Origin of the sequence: Neochlamydia sp. TUME1 (assembly GCF_000813645.1) — a bacterium.
GTDB lineage: Bacteria > Chlamydiota > Chlamydiia > Chlamydiales > Parachlamydiaceae > Neochlamydia.
Genome location: NZ_JRXI01000124.1, coordinates 11,372 through 29,502 on the forward strand (window position 1 = coordinate 11,372; position 18,131 = coordinate 29,502).

The 18,131-nt window shown below is 39.3% G+C and carries 10 protein-coding genes; 4 read left to right on the top strand and 6 right to left on the bottom strand.

Going from position 1 to position 18,131, the window contains the following annotated elements; genetic code table 11:
• Positions 1–13 precede the first annotated feature (13 nt).
• Positions 14–6,805 carry a hypothetical protein gene (locus DB41_RS10775; protein WP_052243945.1) on the top strand — a complete coding sequence of 2,264 codons (6,792 nt, stop codon included), beginning with the start codon at positions 14–16 and terminating at the stop codon, positions 6,803–6,805.
• A gap of 76 nt (positions 6,806–6,881) precedes the next feature.
• Positions 6,882–7,094 carry a hypothetical protein gene (locus DB41_RS05805; RefSeq protein ID WP_039385356.1) on the top strand — a complete coding sequence of 71 codons (213 nt, stop codon included), beginning with the start codon at positions 6,882–6,884 and terminating at the stop codon, positions 7,092–7,094.
• A 300-nt stretch (positions 7,095–7,394) separates the two neighbouring features.
• Here the strand turns inward: DB41_RS05805 and rpsI are convergent, their stop codons facing one another.
• On the bottom strand, positions 7,395–7,781 hold the full coding sequence (gene rpsI / locus DB41_RS05810; protein ID WP_039385358.1) for a 30S ribosomal protein S9: 387 nt from the start codon (positions 7,779–7,781) through the stop codon (positions 7,395–7,397).
• Positions 7,782–7,795: 14 nt separating this feature from the next.
• Positions 7,796–8,242: a 50S ribosomal protein L13 gene (gene rplM / locus DB41_RS05815; RefSeq protein ID WP_042238997.1), complete on the bottom strand. Its 447-nt coding sequence runs from the start codon at positions 8,240–8,242 to the stop codon at positions 7,796–7,798.
• A 223-nt stretch (positions 8,243–8,465) separates the two neighbouring features.
• On the opposite strand from rplM, the gene miaB reads away from it, so the two are divergent.
• Positions 8,466–9,848 (top strand): tRNA (N6-isopentenyl adenosine(37)-C2)-methylthiotransferase MiaB, encoded by a 1,383-nt coding sequence (miaB, locus tag DB41_RS05820; protein ID WP_080502429.1) that lies wholly within the window; start codon positions 8,466–8,468, stop codon positions 9,846–9,848.
• 217 nt (positions 9,849–10,065) lie between these two features.
• Here miaB and ligA read toward each other — a convergent pair whose 3' ends face one another.
• Both ligA and glgB read right to left on the bottom strand, forming a co-directional pair.
• The gene (gene ligA, locus DB41_RS05825; RefSeq protein ID WP_039385359.1) at positions 10,066–12,057 is read right to left on the bottom strand and encodes an NAD-dependent DNA ligase LigA; all 1,992 of its coding nucleotides are present in this window, start codon (positions 12,055–12,057) and stop codon (positions 10,066–10,068) included.
• 7 nt (positions 12,058–12,064) lie between these two features.
• Positions 12,065–14,191: a 1,4-alpha-glucan branching protein GlgB gene (gene glgB / locus DB41_RS05830; protein WP_052243947.1), complete on the bottom strand. Its 2,127-nt coding sequence runs from the start codon at positions 14,189–14,191 to the stop codon at positions 12,065–12,067.
• 1,109 nt (positions 14,192–15,300) lie between these two features.
• On the opposite strand from glgB, the gene DB41_RS05835 reads away from it, so the two are divergent.
• Complete coding sequence (locus DB41_RS05835) at positions 15,301–16,653, top strand: hypothetical protein (protein WP_039385361.1); 1,353 nt, start codon at positions 15,301–15,303, stop codon at positions 16,651–16,653.
• Positions 16,654–17,405: 752 nt separating this feature from the next.
• Here DB41_RS05835 and DB41_RS05840 read toward each other — a convergent pair.
• Positions 17,406–17,828: an F-box protein gene (locus DB41_RS05840; protein ID WP_039385363.1), complete on the bottom strand. Its 423-nt coding sequence runs from the start codon at positions 17,826–17,828 to the stop codon at positions 17,406–17,408.
• Between the two features lie 45 nt (positions 17,829–17,873).
• Positions 17,874–18,131: hypothetical protein (locus tag DB41_RS12280; RefSeq protein WP_039385364.1), on the bottom strand; the 258-nt coding region annotated here is incomplete at its 5' end.

Below are 18,131 nucleotides of genomic sequence, written 5' to 3' on the forward strand. Positions count from 1 at the left end.
TTAACGAGCTTACATGCAAATTTCCCCCGACTTAGGTCATTCATCGCGTATCTTTCATCAATCATTACATACAGAAGCAGAAGGCAGCGTTAGCGTTGTCTCTGCTTGTTCAGATATTGAAGGCAATATAGCAGCTCCTTCTTTAGATCCTTTTCCACCCCCTATTTCATCTGCTAAAAAAAACACACAAGAGGAAAATCTTTTAACCCAGCGCCTAATAAGATATTTAGGTCGCGAAAAGGACCTATTAGGAGAAACCATTGCTCATCTTCATGCTGAAGTCTCTCTTTATACGTCCGAAGAAAAGAGCAAGCTTGCTAAGCTTTTGCCTACTCTTAAGCTACCCTGGTTGATGCTTAAAGAAGAGATAAAAAAGGAAATAATCGAGCAAGGAACGAACGGCAACACAGATCCGCGCTTACAGCCTTTTCGTATAGCTTTAGCTAATATTGAGGAAGCTTTAGATTCATCTACAACTATTTCATATAAAGAAAAGCTGCAAGCTCTACATGATTACTATACCTCTTTCCTACAACAACTCTTAGAAACTTCCACGGTAAATGAAAGAGAAGCTTTACTAGCATTAAAAGCCCAAGTCTGCGGAGATTCCATAGGCTTTCTTCTTCTTGATATAGACAAAGCGCGTGCTATGCTTTCTATCGATGAGTTAGGACTCCCTTGTCGCACGAATACTCATGGCAGGCATGCCGTCGCTTCTTTAGAAGGTCTACATTGCAAAGCCAATCCCACAGCTGCCGTAGTCTCGGATTATCTACAGCCTGCTCGGGAATATGCGGCTACCTCTTTAACCCAAGCCTTTTCTACAGAATCTTTAATTGCTGCGCCTACCTCTTTTTTAAAGATTTCCAATGTCTTAACCTTCAACTGGCAAGCTGCACCAGATCAGGAAGCTAGAAAAGCTTTTAATGAGCAATTGCACCAAGGTAAAACCTCCGAGCAAATTTTTAAAAGCCACCCAGAGCTTAAAGAAAAATTATGTAAAGCTACTTACTTAGAAGCACGTACCGTACAGATAGGCTATACCATCGGCCATTCTCCTAAAGCTACACGTCCTCAAGCTATCTTGCTAACAGATCTCATTAGCGTCTTAGAAATGTTTGATTTATTATGTGATGAAAGTTTATTAACTGCGCAGGAAGTTATTGAAAGCTGGCCCTCTCTTTTAGAAAAAGTGCATAAGTCCTATCCTTCTAATCCTGAAAAGCTTTTCCACACCTATAGAACTTGGATGGAACATTTACCCGATGAGAAACGGCTAGCCGAATTTTCCTCTAAGGGAGAGTTTAGCCTAAAATCTGAAGAGCAAGGCTTACGAACTTTTCGTGAGGATTATTTAAAAAGTAAAGATGAAAATAACTTGTGGCAGCTTTTAGCCTTGTTAAAATTACATCCTAAGCTAGCTTCAAAATCTTCTTTAGCCTCTTTAATTGACCTACCATTAGCTTTACGCTGGATCGCTAAACTTTTTCCAGAAAAATCTATAGGAGAGCTTTTTCGCCTTATCCCTCTTTTACTAAAGAAAATGGATAAAGAGAATTTTAGCAGTTTAGTCATCGCTAGCCTCTTCATCTTACCTAATGATGGCAAAGCTGATAATTACATCGTTGAACTCGAGTGGAAAGATCAAGAATTGAAACGCTTAAAGCTAGCTTGTATTGATAATGATCGGGCTTTTGAGCCTGCTATTATTCGGGCAGAAAAAGGACATGGCATCCATTTGAAATGCTTACCTTTATTGCTTAAAGGATGCATGAGCCAGTCGATCGCTCCTTCAGTCAAAGACCTTATTTTGAATTTAAACCCTCGGGATTTTTTGCTACAATGGATTAGGCAATTAGACCAGAGAAACCAGCAATATCAAAGGCTTATTCAGCAACACCAGCTGACTAAAGAAGATCTTGTAGACGAAGCGGCCGATCAAAAGCTAGATGTTCCGCTTTTATTACCTAAAGGGTTATTGTCTACGTTTTTTACGAAGTTGCAACTCATTCAAGGCAAGCTTAAGCAAGATCCGGTGACTCATTATGATCTTTTTCAAGCTTTAGAACCGACTGCCTTTGCCTGCTATCAAGTTTTAATGCAAAAGCATGCTAATCCTTTAGATGCACTGCTAACCTTACACCGCGAACGCACAAACGTCGAGACTCTTATAGGATCTTTTAACTTAAAAGCTGCAAGCCTTCAGGTAAACTTGGTACCTTTAGAAGAAGAAGCCAGCGATTTTGTAACAACTCTTAATTGGTCAGCCCCTATACCTACCTTGCTTAAGACCTTAAAAGCAGTCAGCAACCTTTCTTTCTGTCCCCCACTTCCTCTTTCCATAGTACAAAAGCAAAATTTTCTGTTGATGGCTATCCAACTAGGTAAAGCCTCCCTAGTCAAATTGGCACTGCAGTTAGGAGCCAAAGCCAACCAAGCCGATGAAGCCGGGCAAACGGCCTTGCATAAGCTAATGCGTACCTATGATTTACCCCACCTAGCAGAAGAGCAAATACTCATGATAGCTGATCTTTTGCTAGCTCAAGAAGCTATTAATCCTAATGCCGTGGATGATCAATATTCTCCTCCTCTTTTCTCTCTCATTAATCGTGCTTCCCATGCACCTACTCGTTTTTCCCTCTTATTAGCTAAGCTGGTTAACAAAGGAGTAAATTTAGATTATCCTGATTATCATCCGGACTCTTCGCATAAAGGAAGAACACCCTTAGAAAAAGCTATGGTTGAAAACAACCTGTTTGTATTTATCGAGCTAGCTAAAAAAGGGGCAGGCACTAAAACGCATCCGGCTAAAATTTTGGAGTTTGCTACAAAGCACGCAAAAGAATCAGAGCTAGGGCAAGCTTTGCAACTCTTAGAAGCTCAATTGCCAGCTTTTGCTTACTTACGTTCTCTTACCCTTTTTACTTTACCAGCAACTGGCCAAGGCTTTGAATGGGAAGGGGTTGATTCAGGTCCAGCTAAATTGCATCCTCTGGTCATGCAACAGCTTCCTTTAAATGCAGCTTTAGACTTTATTAAGCTTCCTCGCACTCCCGGTCGTAGTGCCGTCGTAGCAGTAAGCTACCTCCATCGTAAGCTGCATTTTAAACCCTCTCCTGAGATGGTAGGCAGGGAGTATGCAGTAGGATGCTTACATCGCTTGATTATTGGACATGGCACGCCTGAAACCGAGCTATTTAAATGTTATAATGCTCGTCATAATCCTTATCCTTTATTGGTTTCAGAAACAAGTGAAGGAAAAAATTTGGAGGAGGCCTTAAAAGCAGATAATACGCTCGCCAATTTAGATTTACATCGTCTACATAATATGATGCTCTTAGCCATGTTAGTCAACCCTGAGGATGGTAAACCGGATAATTATATTCTACAATCTTTTATCAATCATCAAGGCGAAGTGAAAGAGCAGGTGGTTTGCGTTGATAACGATCATGCCTTGATTCCTCCTTTTTCTGAAAAAAGAGAGCTGCAAGTCAAATGCATCCTATTTTGCTTAAATCAAATGCAGGAGCCTCTTCATCCTAAAACAAGAGAGCAGTTTTTACAAATCAAGCCTTTAGAATTGTTACACACTTGGTTAAGAAATTTAGATAAGCAACAGCAGCGTTATGCTAAACTCTTTACCGAGAAAGACCGTGAATTTGTCTATGCTTATAATAAGCAAAATCCTGTCATTTCTATCCTCCTACCTCCTAGAACAGTAGCAAAAATCTATCAAAAACTTACCCGTTTGCAACGGACTTTAGAAAACCTAGAAAACAATGTCACTTTAACTCCTTTAGAGCTTTTAGCCCGCTTAGAACCTCTTTTAGGAAAATATTACGAGCATCTTCTAAAAAATACTGGACTTTCCCCCTATGAACGCTTTTTAGAAGGGCCGGGGCAATTTTATGAAAAAAGTCCCTATGGCCTAGTGACCAGTAGTAATAGTCACTCACTTTTAAAATCTAGTAATATGCCTACTCAAGATTTAGTTAAGCAAGAAGAGCTTTATATCCCTAAGAGAGCACTAGAAGAGCTAAGAAATTTAACGAGTCAAAGCAATCCTAAGCACCTTCAATCGGTCGCTGCCGCCATACAAGAAGGAAATATCACCCCATTTCATGAGCTTTTGACCGACGACTTGCGTGAAGCTGCTCTAACATTCATAGATATTTCTCAGCAAAAGCAAGAGCTTGCTTTGCTTAAAGCCATGACCTCTTCGTCTTTTGAAACTCTATCTTTGAAGAATTGTCACGCTTTAAATGATGCTCTTTTAAAGAGCTTATTAGCAGCCTCCCCTTCTATTACTAAATTAGATGCTAGTCATTGTGCTGCTTTAAAATACCTATCTTTTCCTGAATTATCTTATTTAAGCTATCTTAACCTTTCTAACTGTACGCGTCTTTCTAAGCTTAGCTTAAAAGCTCCGAAGCTGCGCTTTCTTGCCTTAAAAGGTAATCAAGCTTTAACCTCCTTACAAGTAGAAGCGCCTCTTTTAGAGGAAATCGAACTAGAAGGCTGCACACGTCTTTCTGCCCACCAGATTAAAGCTTTAGCTAAAAAGTGCCCTCATCTTAAACATTTGACTCTAGATGGCTGTAATCTTTCTTCTTTGCCTTATTATAAGTTTATTTATCAGCAGCCCTTGCTTATTCGTTATGATTTAGAACGGTTTAATATAGAAAGAATGCAACAGCTTAAAGGCTTGCTCGATAATTCTCTTACCAAATGGATGGCTCAAGGCCTCTCCATGGAAGAGTTCAGTGCTTTAATGGAGGGGCTTAAAACCAATACCTCGCTTACTGAACTGCACCTCTTGGGCAATGAGATAGGCCCTGAAGGCGCTAGCGCTTTAGCTAAAAGCCTTGAAAACAATTCCTCGCTCATAAAGCTTGGCCTTAGTAGCAATAAGATAGGCCCTGAAGGCGCTAGCGCTTTAGCTAAAAGCCTTGAAAACAACTCCTCGCTCATAAAGCTTGGCCTTAGTAGCAATGAGATAGGCCCTGAAGGCGCTAGCACTTTAGCTAAAAGCCTTGAAAGTAACTCCTCGCTCACAGAGCTTGGCCTTAGTAGCAATAAGATAGGCCCTGAAGGCGCTAACGCTTTAGCTAAAAGCCTTGAAACCAATTCCTCGCTCATAAAGCTTGACCTTAGTAGCAATAAGATAGGCCCTGAAGGCGCTAGCACTTTAGCTAAAAGCCTTAAAAGCAATACCTCGCTTACTATGCTAGATCTTTCACGTAATGTGATATGCCATGAAGGTGCTAGCGCTTTAGCTAAAAGCCTTGAAACCAATTCCTCGCTTACTAAGCTAAAACTTCGTGTTAATTGGATAGGCCTTAAAGGCGCTAGCGCTTTAGCTAAAAGCCTTAAAAGCAATACCTCGCTTACTATGCTAGATCTTTCACGTAATGTGATAGGCCCTGAAAGTGCTAGCGCTTTAGCTAAAAGCCTTGAAACCAATTCCTCACTTACTGAACTGCACCTCGGGAATAATAAGATAGGCCCTGAAGGCGCTAGCGCTTTAGCTAAAAGCCTTGAAACCAATTCCTCGCTCATAAAGCTTGACCTTAGTAGCAATAAGATAGGCCCTGAAGGCGCTAGCGCTTTAGCTAAAAGCCTTAAAACCAATTCCTCGCTTACTGAACTGCGCCTCTGGGACAATGAGATAGGCCCTGAAGGCGCTAGCGCTTTAGCTAAAAGCCTTGAAACCAATTCCTCTCTTACTATGCTAGATCTTTCACTTAATGTGATAGGCCCTGAAGGTGCTAGCGCTTTAGCTAAAAGCCTTGAAAATAATTCATCGCTTACTGGGCTGGGCTTTAGCTATAATGCGATAGGCCCTGAAGGTGCTAGTGCTTTAGGTGAAAGCCTTAAAGCCAATACCTCGCTTACTGAGCTAAAACTTATTCGTAATCGGATAGGCCCTGAAGGCGCTAGCGCTTTAGCTAAAAGCCTTGAAACCAATTCCTCGCTCATAAAGCTTGACCTTAGTAGCAATAAGATAGGCCCTGAAGGCGCTAGCGCTTTAGCTAAAAGCCTTAAAACCAATTCCTCACTTACTGAACTGTACCTCGGGGATAATAAGATAGGCCTTGAAGGCGCCAGTGATTTAACTAAAAGCCTTAAAACCAATACCTCGCTTACTACATTAAACCTTATTGGCAATTGGATGGGTCCTGAAAGCGGCAGCCTTTTAGCTAAAAGCCTTGAAACCAACACCTCGCTTAATGTGTTAAATGAGCTAAAAATTAAAAGCATTTCCTCGCTTACTGAGCTATACCGTGCCTGGAATCCAATAGGCAATAAGGAAATTTTAATCTCTATTAATGATTTGTTACAAAGAAATGAGCAAAAACAGGCGGAAAGACAAAAATTTTCAGTTACTCCTATGATAAAAAAAATAAGCTCTCAACACGTTAAGAAGGAAACAGAACATGATGTAATCTATCTGGACCAGACTAAACCCTCTTCCTCCATGGAAAATTCTCTTCCAATTGAAAAAATAAATCTCACCCCTCTTTCTGCCGATTCTATTCACCATCTTGCTTTGCAACTTTGGAACGTGCTTAATGACTATTTTGCGTCATCCATCTTTCAAGAAGCAGATGAAGAAACTAAGCGTACAACAGCTCATTTTCAAATTCAGTTATTAGATCTGCAGCATTGTGATTATTCTTTCTTTAGCCAACAAAAGTTTCAGCAAGCCCAAGATTATTTAATTACTATTTCCGATTACTTAGCCGATAAGGGAATTATTTTTCAGAACCAAATTTTTAATGAGCAAAAAGAAATTCAAGAATGAAAGTATAGATTGGTTTGCTGCTAAGAAAACAAATCTATAAAGAATGATAAGAAAACTACCAAATTAAAGAATTTATATGCAGCTTTCTCCCCCCTTAGGTCGTTCATCGCGTATTTATCATCAATCATTACATACAGAAGCAGAAGGCAGCGTTAGCGTTGTCTCTGCTTGTTCAAATATTGAAGAGAATAGAACAGAGCCTTCTTTAGATCCTTTTTCACCCCCTATTTCATCTGCTAAAAAAAGCGCACAAGAGGAAAATCTTTTAACCCAGCGCCTAATTATTTGAGAGGATTACTAGGCAAGGTGTTTATCAAATAATTCTCATCAAAACACCCTGCCTATTAGCTACATCTGCTCCTCTTAAGCATTTACTGCCCTAAAGGGATTCGCTATATAGCCAAAAACTTCTATCTTCTGCTAGCCACCCACCTACTCGCTTTTAATTTCATCTGTTATTTTTATCAATAAAGCAAACAGGTAGAGAAGAATATAAAGATTGACTTCTAGCCGAGTAGGCTAGACTAAAAAAATAAAAAGGAGCCGGTAGGCTCCTTTGGGAAATAGTAAAATCTGTAAAAGGATAAGATTAACGTTTAGAGAACTGGAATCTCTTACGGGCTTTTGCATGGCCGTATTTTTTACGTTCTTTCTTACGCGCATCTCGTGTTAAAAATCCTTGGGATTTAAAATCTTGATGTAAGCCCTCTTCAATGAGCAATAGAGCACGAGCAACGCCTAGACGAGAAGCAATTACTTGACCTTCCACGCCTCCTCCTTTTACGCGAATAATCATATCATGGCGACCATTACCATTCAGCTTTTCAAAGGGCGCCAAAATCGTACGTCGTTGGATTTCTAAAGGAAAATATTCCTCAAAAGTACGGCCATTAATGTCGATATTGCCAGAACCTGGCCTAATCCTGACTGAAGATACGGCTGTTTTACGACGACCGGTTGCTACAAATTCTTCCATAGTGTCTACTTATCTTAAATGTTTGCTTTGATTGGTTTTTGAGCTTCTAGATTATGTTCTTTTCCGGTCGCATAGACGCGTAAACGCTTAAGCTGCGCGTTAGCTAGACGGGAATGCGGCATCATGCCTTTCACAGCATGCTCAATGATATATTCAGGCTTACGAGCTTTCATGACACGATAGGGTGTTCGACGAAGGCCACTCATATATCCTGTATAGGAAATATACTCTTTTTGAGCTTCTTTGTTACCAGTCACCCGAATTTTATCAGCATTCAGAACGATAACACCGTCCCCTGCATCAGAATAAGTAGTAAAGGAGGGCTTATGCTTACCTCTAAGTATTTTAGCAATCTCGGCAGCAAAGCGTCCTAGAGTTTTACCTGTAGCATCTAGAATAAACCATGTGGGCCGGCTATCTTCTTTACGATGCATGATTGTCTTATTTGTATATTGAGTCATGTTTAGAACCTAAAAATTCTATGTTTATTCAGAATGAAGGTACATATTACCTATTATCTGCCATTTTTGCCAATGTTTTTATTCATCTTTGTAAGTTTATTCCACAAAACTTCTTTAGGTTTTAAGCCATATCCTCACTTCAGCAGGATGAAAACTTGAAAAAAGATCTTGTTTGCCCTACAATAGCCCCTTCTTTTCTTAAAAACAGGTAAGTGGATTTATTATGCGTAAACTTCAAAGCTTTTTCGTGAGAACCTATGGATGTCAAATGAATGAACTTGACTCAGAAATTATGGTAGGCCTCCTTGAAGGGCGTGGCCTTGTGCGCACGGAAGATGAAAATCAGGCAGATCTATTACTCTTTAACACCTGTTCGATCAGAGATTTAGCAGAAAGGAAAGTCATGGGGAAGCTAGGAAAATTAGGACATTCTCTGCAAAATAACCCTATCATTGGTGTCACCGGCTGCATGGCCAACGCTAAAAAAGAGTCTCTTTTTCAAAAACTTCCTCATATTGACTTTGTGCTCGGTACGAATAATATTCATGAACTCAATCATGTGCTGGACGAAGTCTTAGCTAGTGATAAGCAAATCGTGCGCACTGATGAGCAATTTCAATTTGAACTAGATTATCTAAGTGCCAAACGGGACGATAAAGTTAAAGCTTACATTTCAATTATCCGGGGGTGTGATAAATTTTGCACCTATTGTGTGGTCCCTTATACCCGCGGCCCTGAAGTTTCACGCTCACCGGAGAACATTTTAGAGGAATGCCGCCAATTAGTAAGTAAAGGATATAAGGAACTTATCCTTTTAGGCCAAAATGTTAATAGCTATGGAAAAGACCAGCCAGAATGGCAGTGCCGCTTTCACGATTTACTTTATCAAATAGATAAAATTCCAGGTCTGCAACGTGTACGTTTCATGACAAGCCATCCTGTGGATATCACTAAAGAGTTGATGGAAGCTATTCGGGATCTGAAAACACTTTGCGAGTTTGTGCATTTCCCTATGCAAGCAGGTTCTAACCGCATCCTAAAAAAAATGCATCGGATTTACACAATTGAGCAATATCTTGAGAAAGTCCACATGCTGCGAGAGATTGTACCCCATGTCACTCTAGGCACAGATATTATTGTAGGCTTTCCTACAGAAACAGCGGAAGATTTTCAGCAAACTTATGATTTAATGAAACAAATTGAGTTTTCGGTGGCTTTTCTTTTTTCTTATAGCCCAAGAAAAGGAACGCCGGCAATGCGATGGAAAGATGATATTAGCGAAGAAGTCAAGCAAGAACGCTTACAGCAACTTCTCAAATTGCATGATGAGATAGCAGCTAAACAAAGACAACGACTGCTAAATACAGAAGTCGAGGTATTGGTGGAAAAGCATAGTTCCAAAGATAAGGCTTTATTGAAAGGGCGTACGCGTTGTTGGAAAAACGTAGTTTTTGCTGGTAACGAAGCTCTGATTGGCAGCCTACAAAAAGTACGTATTCACGGATTCAATCATCAAACTTTAATGGGTACACTGATTGCTAGCCTAGAAGATAATCTTACCAATTTTTCTAAAGCTACTGAAATTAACAAGTTGCGAATAGTCTAATTCTAACACTTTCCTCTTCATCCAGATTTAAAGGATTAGAGGGTTTGTCTAGTAATCTCTCTATGTTTAGAGACAATTTCTTTGGATTAGTTTTTAAGCAACTCTTGCTGTAGCCAGGCAACTTAATAAGGCTACCCCTCTAAAATAGGAGGCTACCGATAAAAAGTTAACCTCTTTTTCAAACCTAACATTCTAATTTTAGAGGTAAAACGCCGTGTCATAAAAGCCTCTCAAATTGATCTTCATTAAGGATCGTGATGTTAAGCTTTTGAGCCTTTTCTAGCTTAGAACCGGCACTCTCTCCCGCTAAGACATAATTAGTTTTTTTACTTACACTATCTGTCACTTTTCCACCCCTTTCTTTAATGATGTAGGCAGCTTCGTGACGCGAATATTTTTCTAAGGTGCCTGTTAAGACAAATGTTTTTCCATTAAATACATGTCCTTTAAAAGCAGCAGATTGCATCGGCTGCAGCTCTAGACCATTAGCTAGAAGCTTTTCTATTTCTAGGCGATTTTTAGAATCATTAAAATACTCAACAACAGCAGCAGCAACTTTTTCTCCCACTCCTTCTATTTTTAATAGATCCTCAGCAGACATATGCATAAGATGATAGATATCTCCTGCTCTAATAGCTAAAGCCTCAGCAGTGCCACTCCCTACATATTTGATACCTAAGGCCATGATGAAGCGCGCTAAGCTTACCTTACGCGCTTTTTCAATACTTGTTAAAAGATTGTGGATAGATTTGGCTTTAAAATTATCCAGCTGAGAAAGCTGCTCGGCGGTTAAGCAAAAAATGTCGGAAGGATTACGGACAAATCCTTTATTAAACAGCTGCTCAACCACCTTTTCTCCCAGATTTTCAATATCTAGGGCTTCCTTGCCGGCAAAGTAAATGAGCTTTTTTAATTGTTGCTCCGCACATTGAGAGGTGTTAGGGCATCGTACAGCTACCTCTCCATCTACATAAACAACTTTACTTCCACAACTAGGACAGGAAGAGGGCATTGACCAGGGAAAGGCCCCTTCTACACGCTTAGATAAATCAATCTTTACTACCTTAGGGATAACATCGCCTCCCTTTTCAATAATAGCAAGATCTCCAACACGGATGTCTTTACGTTTGACTTCTTCTTGATTATGCAACGTAGCGCGGGCAATCGTGCTTCCAGCTAAAAAAACAGGCTCTAGCTCAGCTACAGGCGTTAAAACTCCTGTGCGGCCGACTTGTACAGTAATAGCATGGATACGTGTAGCTACTTGCTCAGCTGCAAATTTATAGGCAATGGCCCAGCGAGGATTTTTGTCGGTACTTCCTAAAAAGTCCCATTCGCGAAGGGAATCTAATTTAATGACCACCCCATCAATATCAAAGGGAAGCTGTTTACGTAAAGCCTGGACCTTTTCTGTATAATCCCAGATCTCTTCAATATTATGGCATTTAGCATAGGCGTATAGGGCAGGTAGACCCAATTCTTTTATATAATGATGGAGCTCATATTGGCTGGTTAAGCCATGAAGATGAGCGTTAGCAATGCCATAAAATACAATGTCCAATTTTCTTCTAGAAGACTCACGTGGATCCAACAATTTTAAGGAACCGGCAGCTGCATTACGTGGATTAGCCCATATAGGCTCTCCCGCTTTTACACGTTCCTCATTTAAACGCCTAAAAGCTTGATGAGGCATAAATACTTCACCTCGCACTTCCAATACGTCGGGGATGTTCTCTCCATACAAACGCAAAGGCAAACGAGCAATCGTTCTAATATTATTGGTAATCACCTCTCCTTTACGCCCATCTCCCCGCGTTAAACCACGCACAAAGACACCTTTTTCATAACGCACCGATACAGCAATGCCATCCATTTTCAGCTCAGTGCAAAAAGCTGAGTCCTGCTCACCTAACAGCTTTTGAATGCGTTTAATAAAATCCACGATTTCATCTTTGCTGTAGGTATTAGCTAAAGAAAGCATAGGAATTTCATGAGTAGCTGTCTCGAATCCTCCGCTAAGCATTTCTCCCACACGCTGTGTAGGAGAACTAGGAGTCACCCATTCAGGATGAAGGCGCTCAGCTTCTTCCAATTCTTTTAACAATAAATCAAATTCTTCATCGGAAATGACTGGATTATGCTCAATATAGTAATGTCTATTATGCTGCCAAATCTCTTTGCACAGCTCTTCGTATTCATGCTTATTCATGTAAAAACTACCAAAAAGTAACTCTTAAGATCATGGTGGATAAAGGAGCAAGATGGATTTTTAAGGCAGAGGCTTTTCCTTGAAAATCTGTCAGGATCTCGGGATAGAAATTAAGTTTTCCAGAGCCGCCATACTTTACATCATCCGTATTAAAAACCTCTTTCACCGAAGCTAAGTTTTTTAAATTTACTCTATAGTCAGAGTAATAATTAGGTGTGAAATTATGTACGCAAAGCAGAATATCATGCAAGCTTTTACGAAGATAGCAAATCACACTATTGTGGCGATCTTCAAAATCTACCCATTCAAAGCCTGCCGGATCATTATCTCTTTCCCATAGACTGCGATTTTGTAAGTAAAAGTGATTGAGATCTCTGTTCATCTCTTTTAAGCCTTGATGAAGAGGAAATTGCAGCAATGGCCATTCAATTTGCCCTGTACTAGACCATTCATTCCACTGGCCAATCTCACCTCCCATGAAAAGCAATTTTTTGCCTGGCTGACACATCATGTAACTCAGTAATAAGCGTAAATTAGCAAACTGCTGCCACATGTCCCCTGGCATTTTACTTAGCAGGCTTCTCTTTCCATGGACCACCTCATCGTGCGATAAAACTAAAATAAATTTTTCGCTGAAAGCATAGAGCAGTCCAAAAGTCAGATTATGATGATGATGGCGACGATAAATAGAATCTTTAGCCATATAATCTAAGGTATCATTCATCCATCCCATATTCCATTTTATATCGAAGCCTAAGCCTCCATATTCTACAGGATGAGTAACTTTTGGAAAGGAGGTGGACTCCTCAGCAATCATTAGCACACCTGGATGGTTCTTATGGACGATGGAATTAAGATGTTTCATAAATTCAATCGCTTCTAAATTTTCATTTCCGCCAAACTGATTGGCAATCCACTGTCCCTCTTCACGACCATAGTCAAGGTAGAGCATAGACGCTACGGCGTCTACTCTTAAGCCATCCACGTGCATCTTATCAAACCAGAAAAGAGCATTAGCAATCAGAAAGTTTACAACTTCCTTGCGTCCAAAGTTAAAGATGTAGGTATTCCAATGGGGATGATAGCCTTGTTTGTAATCTTCATGCTCATAAAGAGCTGTACCATCAAACCGTCCTAAAGAAAAATTATCTATAGGAAAATGCCCTGGCACCCAATCTAAGATAACGCCAATATCATTTTCGTGCATATGGTTGACAAACCATTGGAAATCTTCAGGGCTTCCAAAGCGACTAGTGACTGCATAATATCCTGATACTTGATACCCCCACGATTCATCTAATGGATGCTCTTGGATAGGAAGAAGCTCCACATGCGTATAGCCCATCTCAAGGCAATAAGCTGCAAGCTCTGGGGCTATCTCCCGATAATCCATAAAACGCCAGCCCTCTTTTTTCTTCCAGGAGCCCAAATGGACTTCGTAGATATGAATAGGTTTAGGCTGAGCAGCCTCTGCCTGACGTTTCTCCATCCATTTAGCATCTTCCCATATAAATTTATCTACATTGGCTATAATGGAAGCGTTAGCGGGCCGCATTTCACCGCAGAGAGCCATAGGATCCGCTTTGAGATGTAAATCCTCTCCTTGAGAGCGGATTTCAAACTTATACTTTAAACCCTCTTTTAATCCGGGCACAAATAATTCCCATATACCCGAGCTTCCTAAAGAACGCATAGGATTAAAGCGGCCATCCCAATGGTTAAAATCCCCTACCACCGCTACACTTTTGGCATTAGGAGCCCACACGCAAAAACGAACACCTTCCATCCCCTGATGGTTAACAAACCTCCCTCCCATCATATTGTAAAGCTGATAATGCACTCCTCTACTAAAAAGATAGAGATCTAAATCGCCAAGCGAGGGAAAAAAGGAATAAGGGTCATAGTCTAATAGGCCATTATGATGGTAAACTTTGTAATCTCTAAAAGAAGTGTTGGCAGAAACTCGATATTCAAAGAGCCCAGCTGGATGGACACATTTAGCTTTAACAATTTTATTAAATAGTTGTAAATAAGCTTCGCTTGCGCCCGGCCGCCATAAACGTACAACTTTTTGCCCTCGCTTATTTTTATGCAAGCCTAAATAATGATGAGGATTGTATTCGTCAAAATGCATAAAAGCCTTTAAAAAATGGATCTGTTTATGTGCTGCTATTGTCATAAGAAATGCTCAAATAAAAAATTGCATCATATAAATTTCTTATTTCGTTTGCAAATGAGAAAACAGAATAAATTTCCTACTTAAACTTTTTATGCTGCCATTTGCATTCCCTTTTCATTTTTCTCTCTTTATTCCTTTGCAGTATCACACCTGCCCATTCACCTTTAAAAGCTCTTTTTCAAAATCAATTTATAAGCCAAAAAAAATTTTAAAAAGCTTTCTTTTCAAAAAATTTATCGTTTGTTCAAAGAAGGTTGCGATTAATCCAATGAGCAGCTTTAAACATTAGTCTACCTACATGCTACCTTGGTAATTGCCCATCTATCCTTCTTTGTCTTAGCCTTTGATAATGGTAGCAACAGGCTTTTCCTAAAGGGCTTAAATCGCCCAATAAGAAACTATTTTACCCTTCTGATTTTGCTCTAAAGTAAATTTTAACATCTTCTCCTTCATGTTCTGAAAAATTAATAAGTTAGCTACTCTCTATATCTCCATCCCTTCCTTCTTAAAATCACCTAACGCAATCTGCTCTATACTAATTACTTAGATAAATATTAGGCATATTCAGAAAACAAGCTTATCTCATCGATTACCCTGCAATTTAATGTCCACCTCTTCTGCTAAACGTTGTGTTGAACCTTTAATTTTTTAACTCATTGATGGTTAGATGCCAAGTAATAGGCCAAGTTTACTCTCTTAATGATACGAACTTTTGCTCCTCTTTTCGTCGATAGTGGCAGAGTTTCTTTTTTTTTAAGATTTGCAAGATTTGATCTTGCCTTTCCTATTTTATTTCTTGCCTGTGTCCACGAAGGACTTAGTTCAGTCTAGGAAAGAGCGATAGGTAAATCTTATAGCTTTTTCGAAAATGCAAGCCTCCTAAATCAAAACGAAAAGATTAGCTAACGAGACTGAGGCTACTCTTCCTCTCTAATCACCCTAACACCATTGCTTTTATCTTTCTGTTATCGGTAACCAATAACACGCTTTTTTCCATATTGGCATAGGAATTGCAAGAAAACAATGAGTTTAAGAACAGCTAATAATTTAGGGAGAGTAAGATTATGCAACCAGATTATGCTTCAAAAGCTAAACAAGATTTAACAAACCAATTGAGGGTTTTTACTCCTGTAATGAATGATCGTGCAGGAGAAAGCTTGCCTTCTACTTCTCTACCCGAGCAGGTAATAGAAGCTAAAGTTATCATGATTGGCGAAACTCATGGAGAAGCAGCGGAAGAGATTGGTAAGCTCGTAAATGCTTTAGCTTCTCAATACTTGAGTGAAAAAGAGGGGAAAATTAAGCTTTTAGTAGAAGGTGATGTAGAAAAAAGAGCAAAATACATTGCCTCATTACCCAGTGCCTATCGAGACCATATCCAAATTTCATCATGGGATACAGATCTATCCAAAGAAGTACTAAACTCTTTCTTCAATCAGGTTGTTAGTCGTTTTCATGCAAATGTTTGCCAAGCCTTTATGAACTATTTATCCAACCCTTCTACAGAAAACAGAAAAACAATAATGGATATTTTGCGGCGTTTAACATTTGCCCAGATACCAGGATGGATGGAAAAAGAGAGCCCTCCATCATTACGTCCAAGTATAGAAGGGTACTTAGATGATTTAAAGCCCCATCTAATAGATCTTCAATCTCACGCTGATCAAAAAGAAGAAACTCTAGGCTTTTTATCATCTTTGAACTTTTATTTAGAAACCTTTTATAGAATGGTAAAAGAGATAACGATACAAGCGACTCCTCAACGCAACATGAAAATGGTGGAAAATATTCAGACAAGTCTAAGCTCTGCTGACAAAGTCATAGTTATTGCAGGAAAAAGTCATCTTTTCGGCCCTGATACTTTTTCCGAAAGAGAAAGGCTTTCTATCAAGGAGGGTATCCAAATTATGGAGGAAAGTTTGTCACAACAACAGACTTCCTACATAATCCTTAATGCACCTTCTCCATTTGATACTACTGCGGAAACAGACGATCTTATTAAACCCCAATCTATTCCTCCAGAATGGCTAGAGGAACCTATAGTGTCCGAGAAAGGGAAGCAAAAGGAGCAAGAGAAGGATGAACCCAAGCCTCAACCCAGCAGTGTTTCTGGTGCATCTAGCCCTTCGCTATCTCCGACAGGTGATGTATCTTGGAGAGAAAAATTGCAGGCTAGCAAAGCTAAAGCTTCAGCAACAAGCAGTCAAGATGCAATCCGCCAAGCCTTAAAATTTAATATTGAAAAATTAAAAACGGTAAATGATAGAGAATCTCTTGCTTTACAATTTAAAGGAAGTTTTAAGGCAATATGGGGGGAGATAATGAGGAAACATTCTATAGCAATGGAAGATGATGTTATATTGGCTGATCTCCTAACAATTACTGTAGAAAAATTGATTGAATTGAAAAGTAGTTAAGCTCTTTAAGATGGGGAAAGGAAAAACTAAAGTAAACCTTTCTAATAACATTTTTATTTCACTCGTTTAGATTTTAGCAGTCTAAAATCTTTGAAAAAGAAACGCCTAAGAGGTACAAAACATGTGGAAAGGAGGAGAGAAGATTAAGGATGAATTTTTTATATCTTTGTTTGTTTTTTTATACCCATAAGTTTAAAGCCTGCTTTACGAGCCCTTGACATTTTTAAACCAATCGCGCCGCAATTGCTTTTAACTGTTTCCTTGGTATGTCCATTGCGGCTCTATTACCTAAAAAGATGGCCTTTTATATGAATGCTTTTTATAGCTAAGGTGCTCATCCACTTCCTTTAGGAGCATTTGCTCCAGCATTTTGCCAATGAGGTGTTGGGACATAAACTTTTTTGCCTAAGTTGCCAACGTTTTTACGTTTAGCAGACTCGAAGTTTTAATTAAATTCCTGAAGAGATTGTCATTGCCTCTCTTTACGCGTATAAACTATTAGCTGTTGCCGAACTTCGCTTGCAGCTTGATTTGCTTTTGAAGGTAAGATAAAAAGCTTACTTTCCTCCTCATTTATTAACACATTTTTTTGGCAGACTTACCAACCACGCACACATCTCCTGGAGAAATGAAGCAACCTTGTTTCTTAAGCTCTTTAGATACTCTTAATTGCTCAGGAGCAGGCTTTTGAAAGACAAAAATCAATATATCCTTTTCAATGAACTTATCTACTCTTTTTTATAGGGCTTTTTTTACGCGTTATCGTCTGGAAGGGCAGCTTCTCCACCTATTTCATTTGCCAAACCAAAAAATCTTAAAGCCTCATCGGGTCTAAGATCACCATGTTCCAAGGAGCTCAACAATTCATCCACTTTTCTCCATTGATGGTCAGCTTTAGACATACGAAAATAGTCTTCTTTGTAAGTTTCACCCACAGGCTCAATCATTTTAAAATACTGTTGATAAAGACTTTTCCATAAAATCTCTTCCTCGGCCAAATTTTTCCATTGATGGCATGTCAGTTCAACTTCAAGGAGATCGGAAGCTTGCAAAAAAGAAAAAATATGTAATAGCAACTCATCCGGAAGCTGCTCTATAGAGCTAACAGCAAGCTGAGTGGGAGAAGAAGAAGCCACATTTTTATTGTTATCATTATTTGTTAATGTATTTACCATCTCATTTCCTTAATTAATATATTTTAAAGCTCTCAAACAATTTATCTATTTTTCTCCAGTGATGGTTAGCTTCAGATAAAGGTGCTCATCCACTTCCTTTCGGAGCATTTTCTCCAACATTTTGCCAATGAGTCGTTGGGACATAAACTTTTTTGCATAAGTTGTCAACGTTTTTACGTTTAGCAGACTCGAAGTTTTAATTAAATTCTTGAAGAGATTGGCATAGTCTCTGTTTCTATGCGTATAAACTATTAGCTGTTGCCAAACTTCGCTTGCAGCTTGATTTGCTTTTGAAGGTAAGAT

Bases quoted from the DNA above. Each gene is read 5' to 3' on its own strand.
- DB41_RS10775 (WP_052243945.1), top strand. From the start codon at position 14: ATGCAAATTTCCCCCGACTTAGGTCATTCATCGCGTATCTTTCATCAA.
- DB41_RS05805 (WP_039385356.1), top strand. From the start codon at position 6,882: ATGCAGCTTTCTCCCCCCTTAGGTCGTTCATCGCGTATTTATCATCAA.
- rpsI (WP_039385358.1), bottom strand. From the start codon at position 7,781: ATGGAAGAATTTGTAGCAACCGGTCGTCGTAAAACAGCCGTATCTTCA.
- rplM (WP_042238997.1), bottom strand. From the start codon at position 8,242: ATGACTCAATATACAAATAAGACAATCATGCATCGTAAAGAAGATAGC.
- miaB (WP_080502429.1), top strand. From the start codon at position 8,466: ATGCGTAAACTTCAAAGCTTTTTCGTGAGAACCTATGGATGTCAAATG.
- ligA (WP_039385359.1), bottom strand. From the start codon at position 12,057: ATGAATAAGCATGAATACGAAGAGCTGTGCAAAGAGATTTGGCAGCAT.
- glgB (WP_052243947.1), bottom strand. From the start codon at position 14,191: ATGCATTTTGACGAATACAATCCTCATCATTATTTAGGCTTGCATAAA.
- DB41_RS05835 (WP_039385361.1), top strand. From the start codon at position 15,301: ATGCAACCAGATTATGCTTCAAAAGCTAAACAAGATTTAACAAACCAA.
- DB41_RS05840 (WP_039385363.1), bottom strand. From the start codon at position 17,828: ATGGTAAATACATTAACAAATAATGATAACAATAAAAATGTGGCTTCT.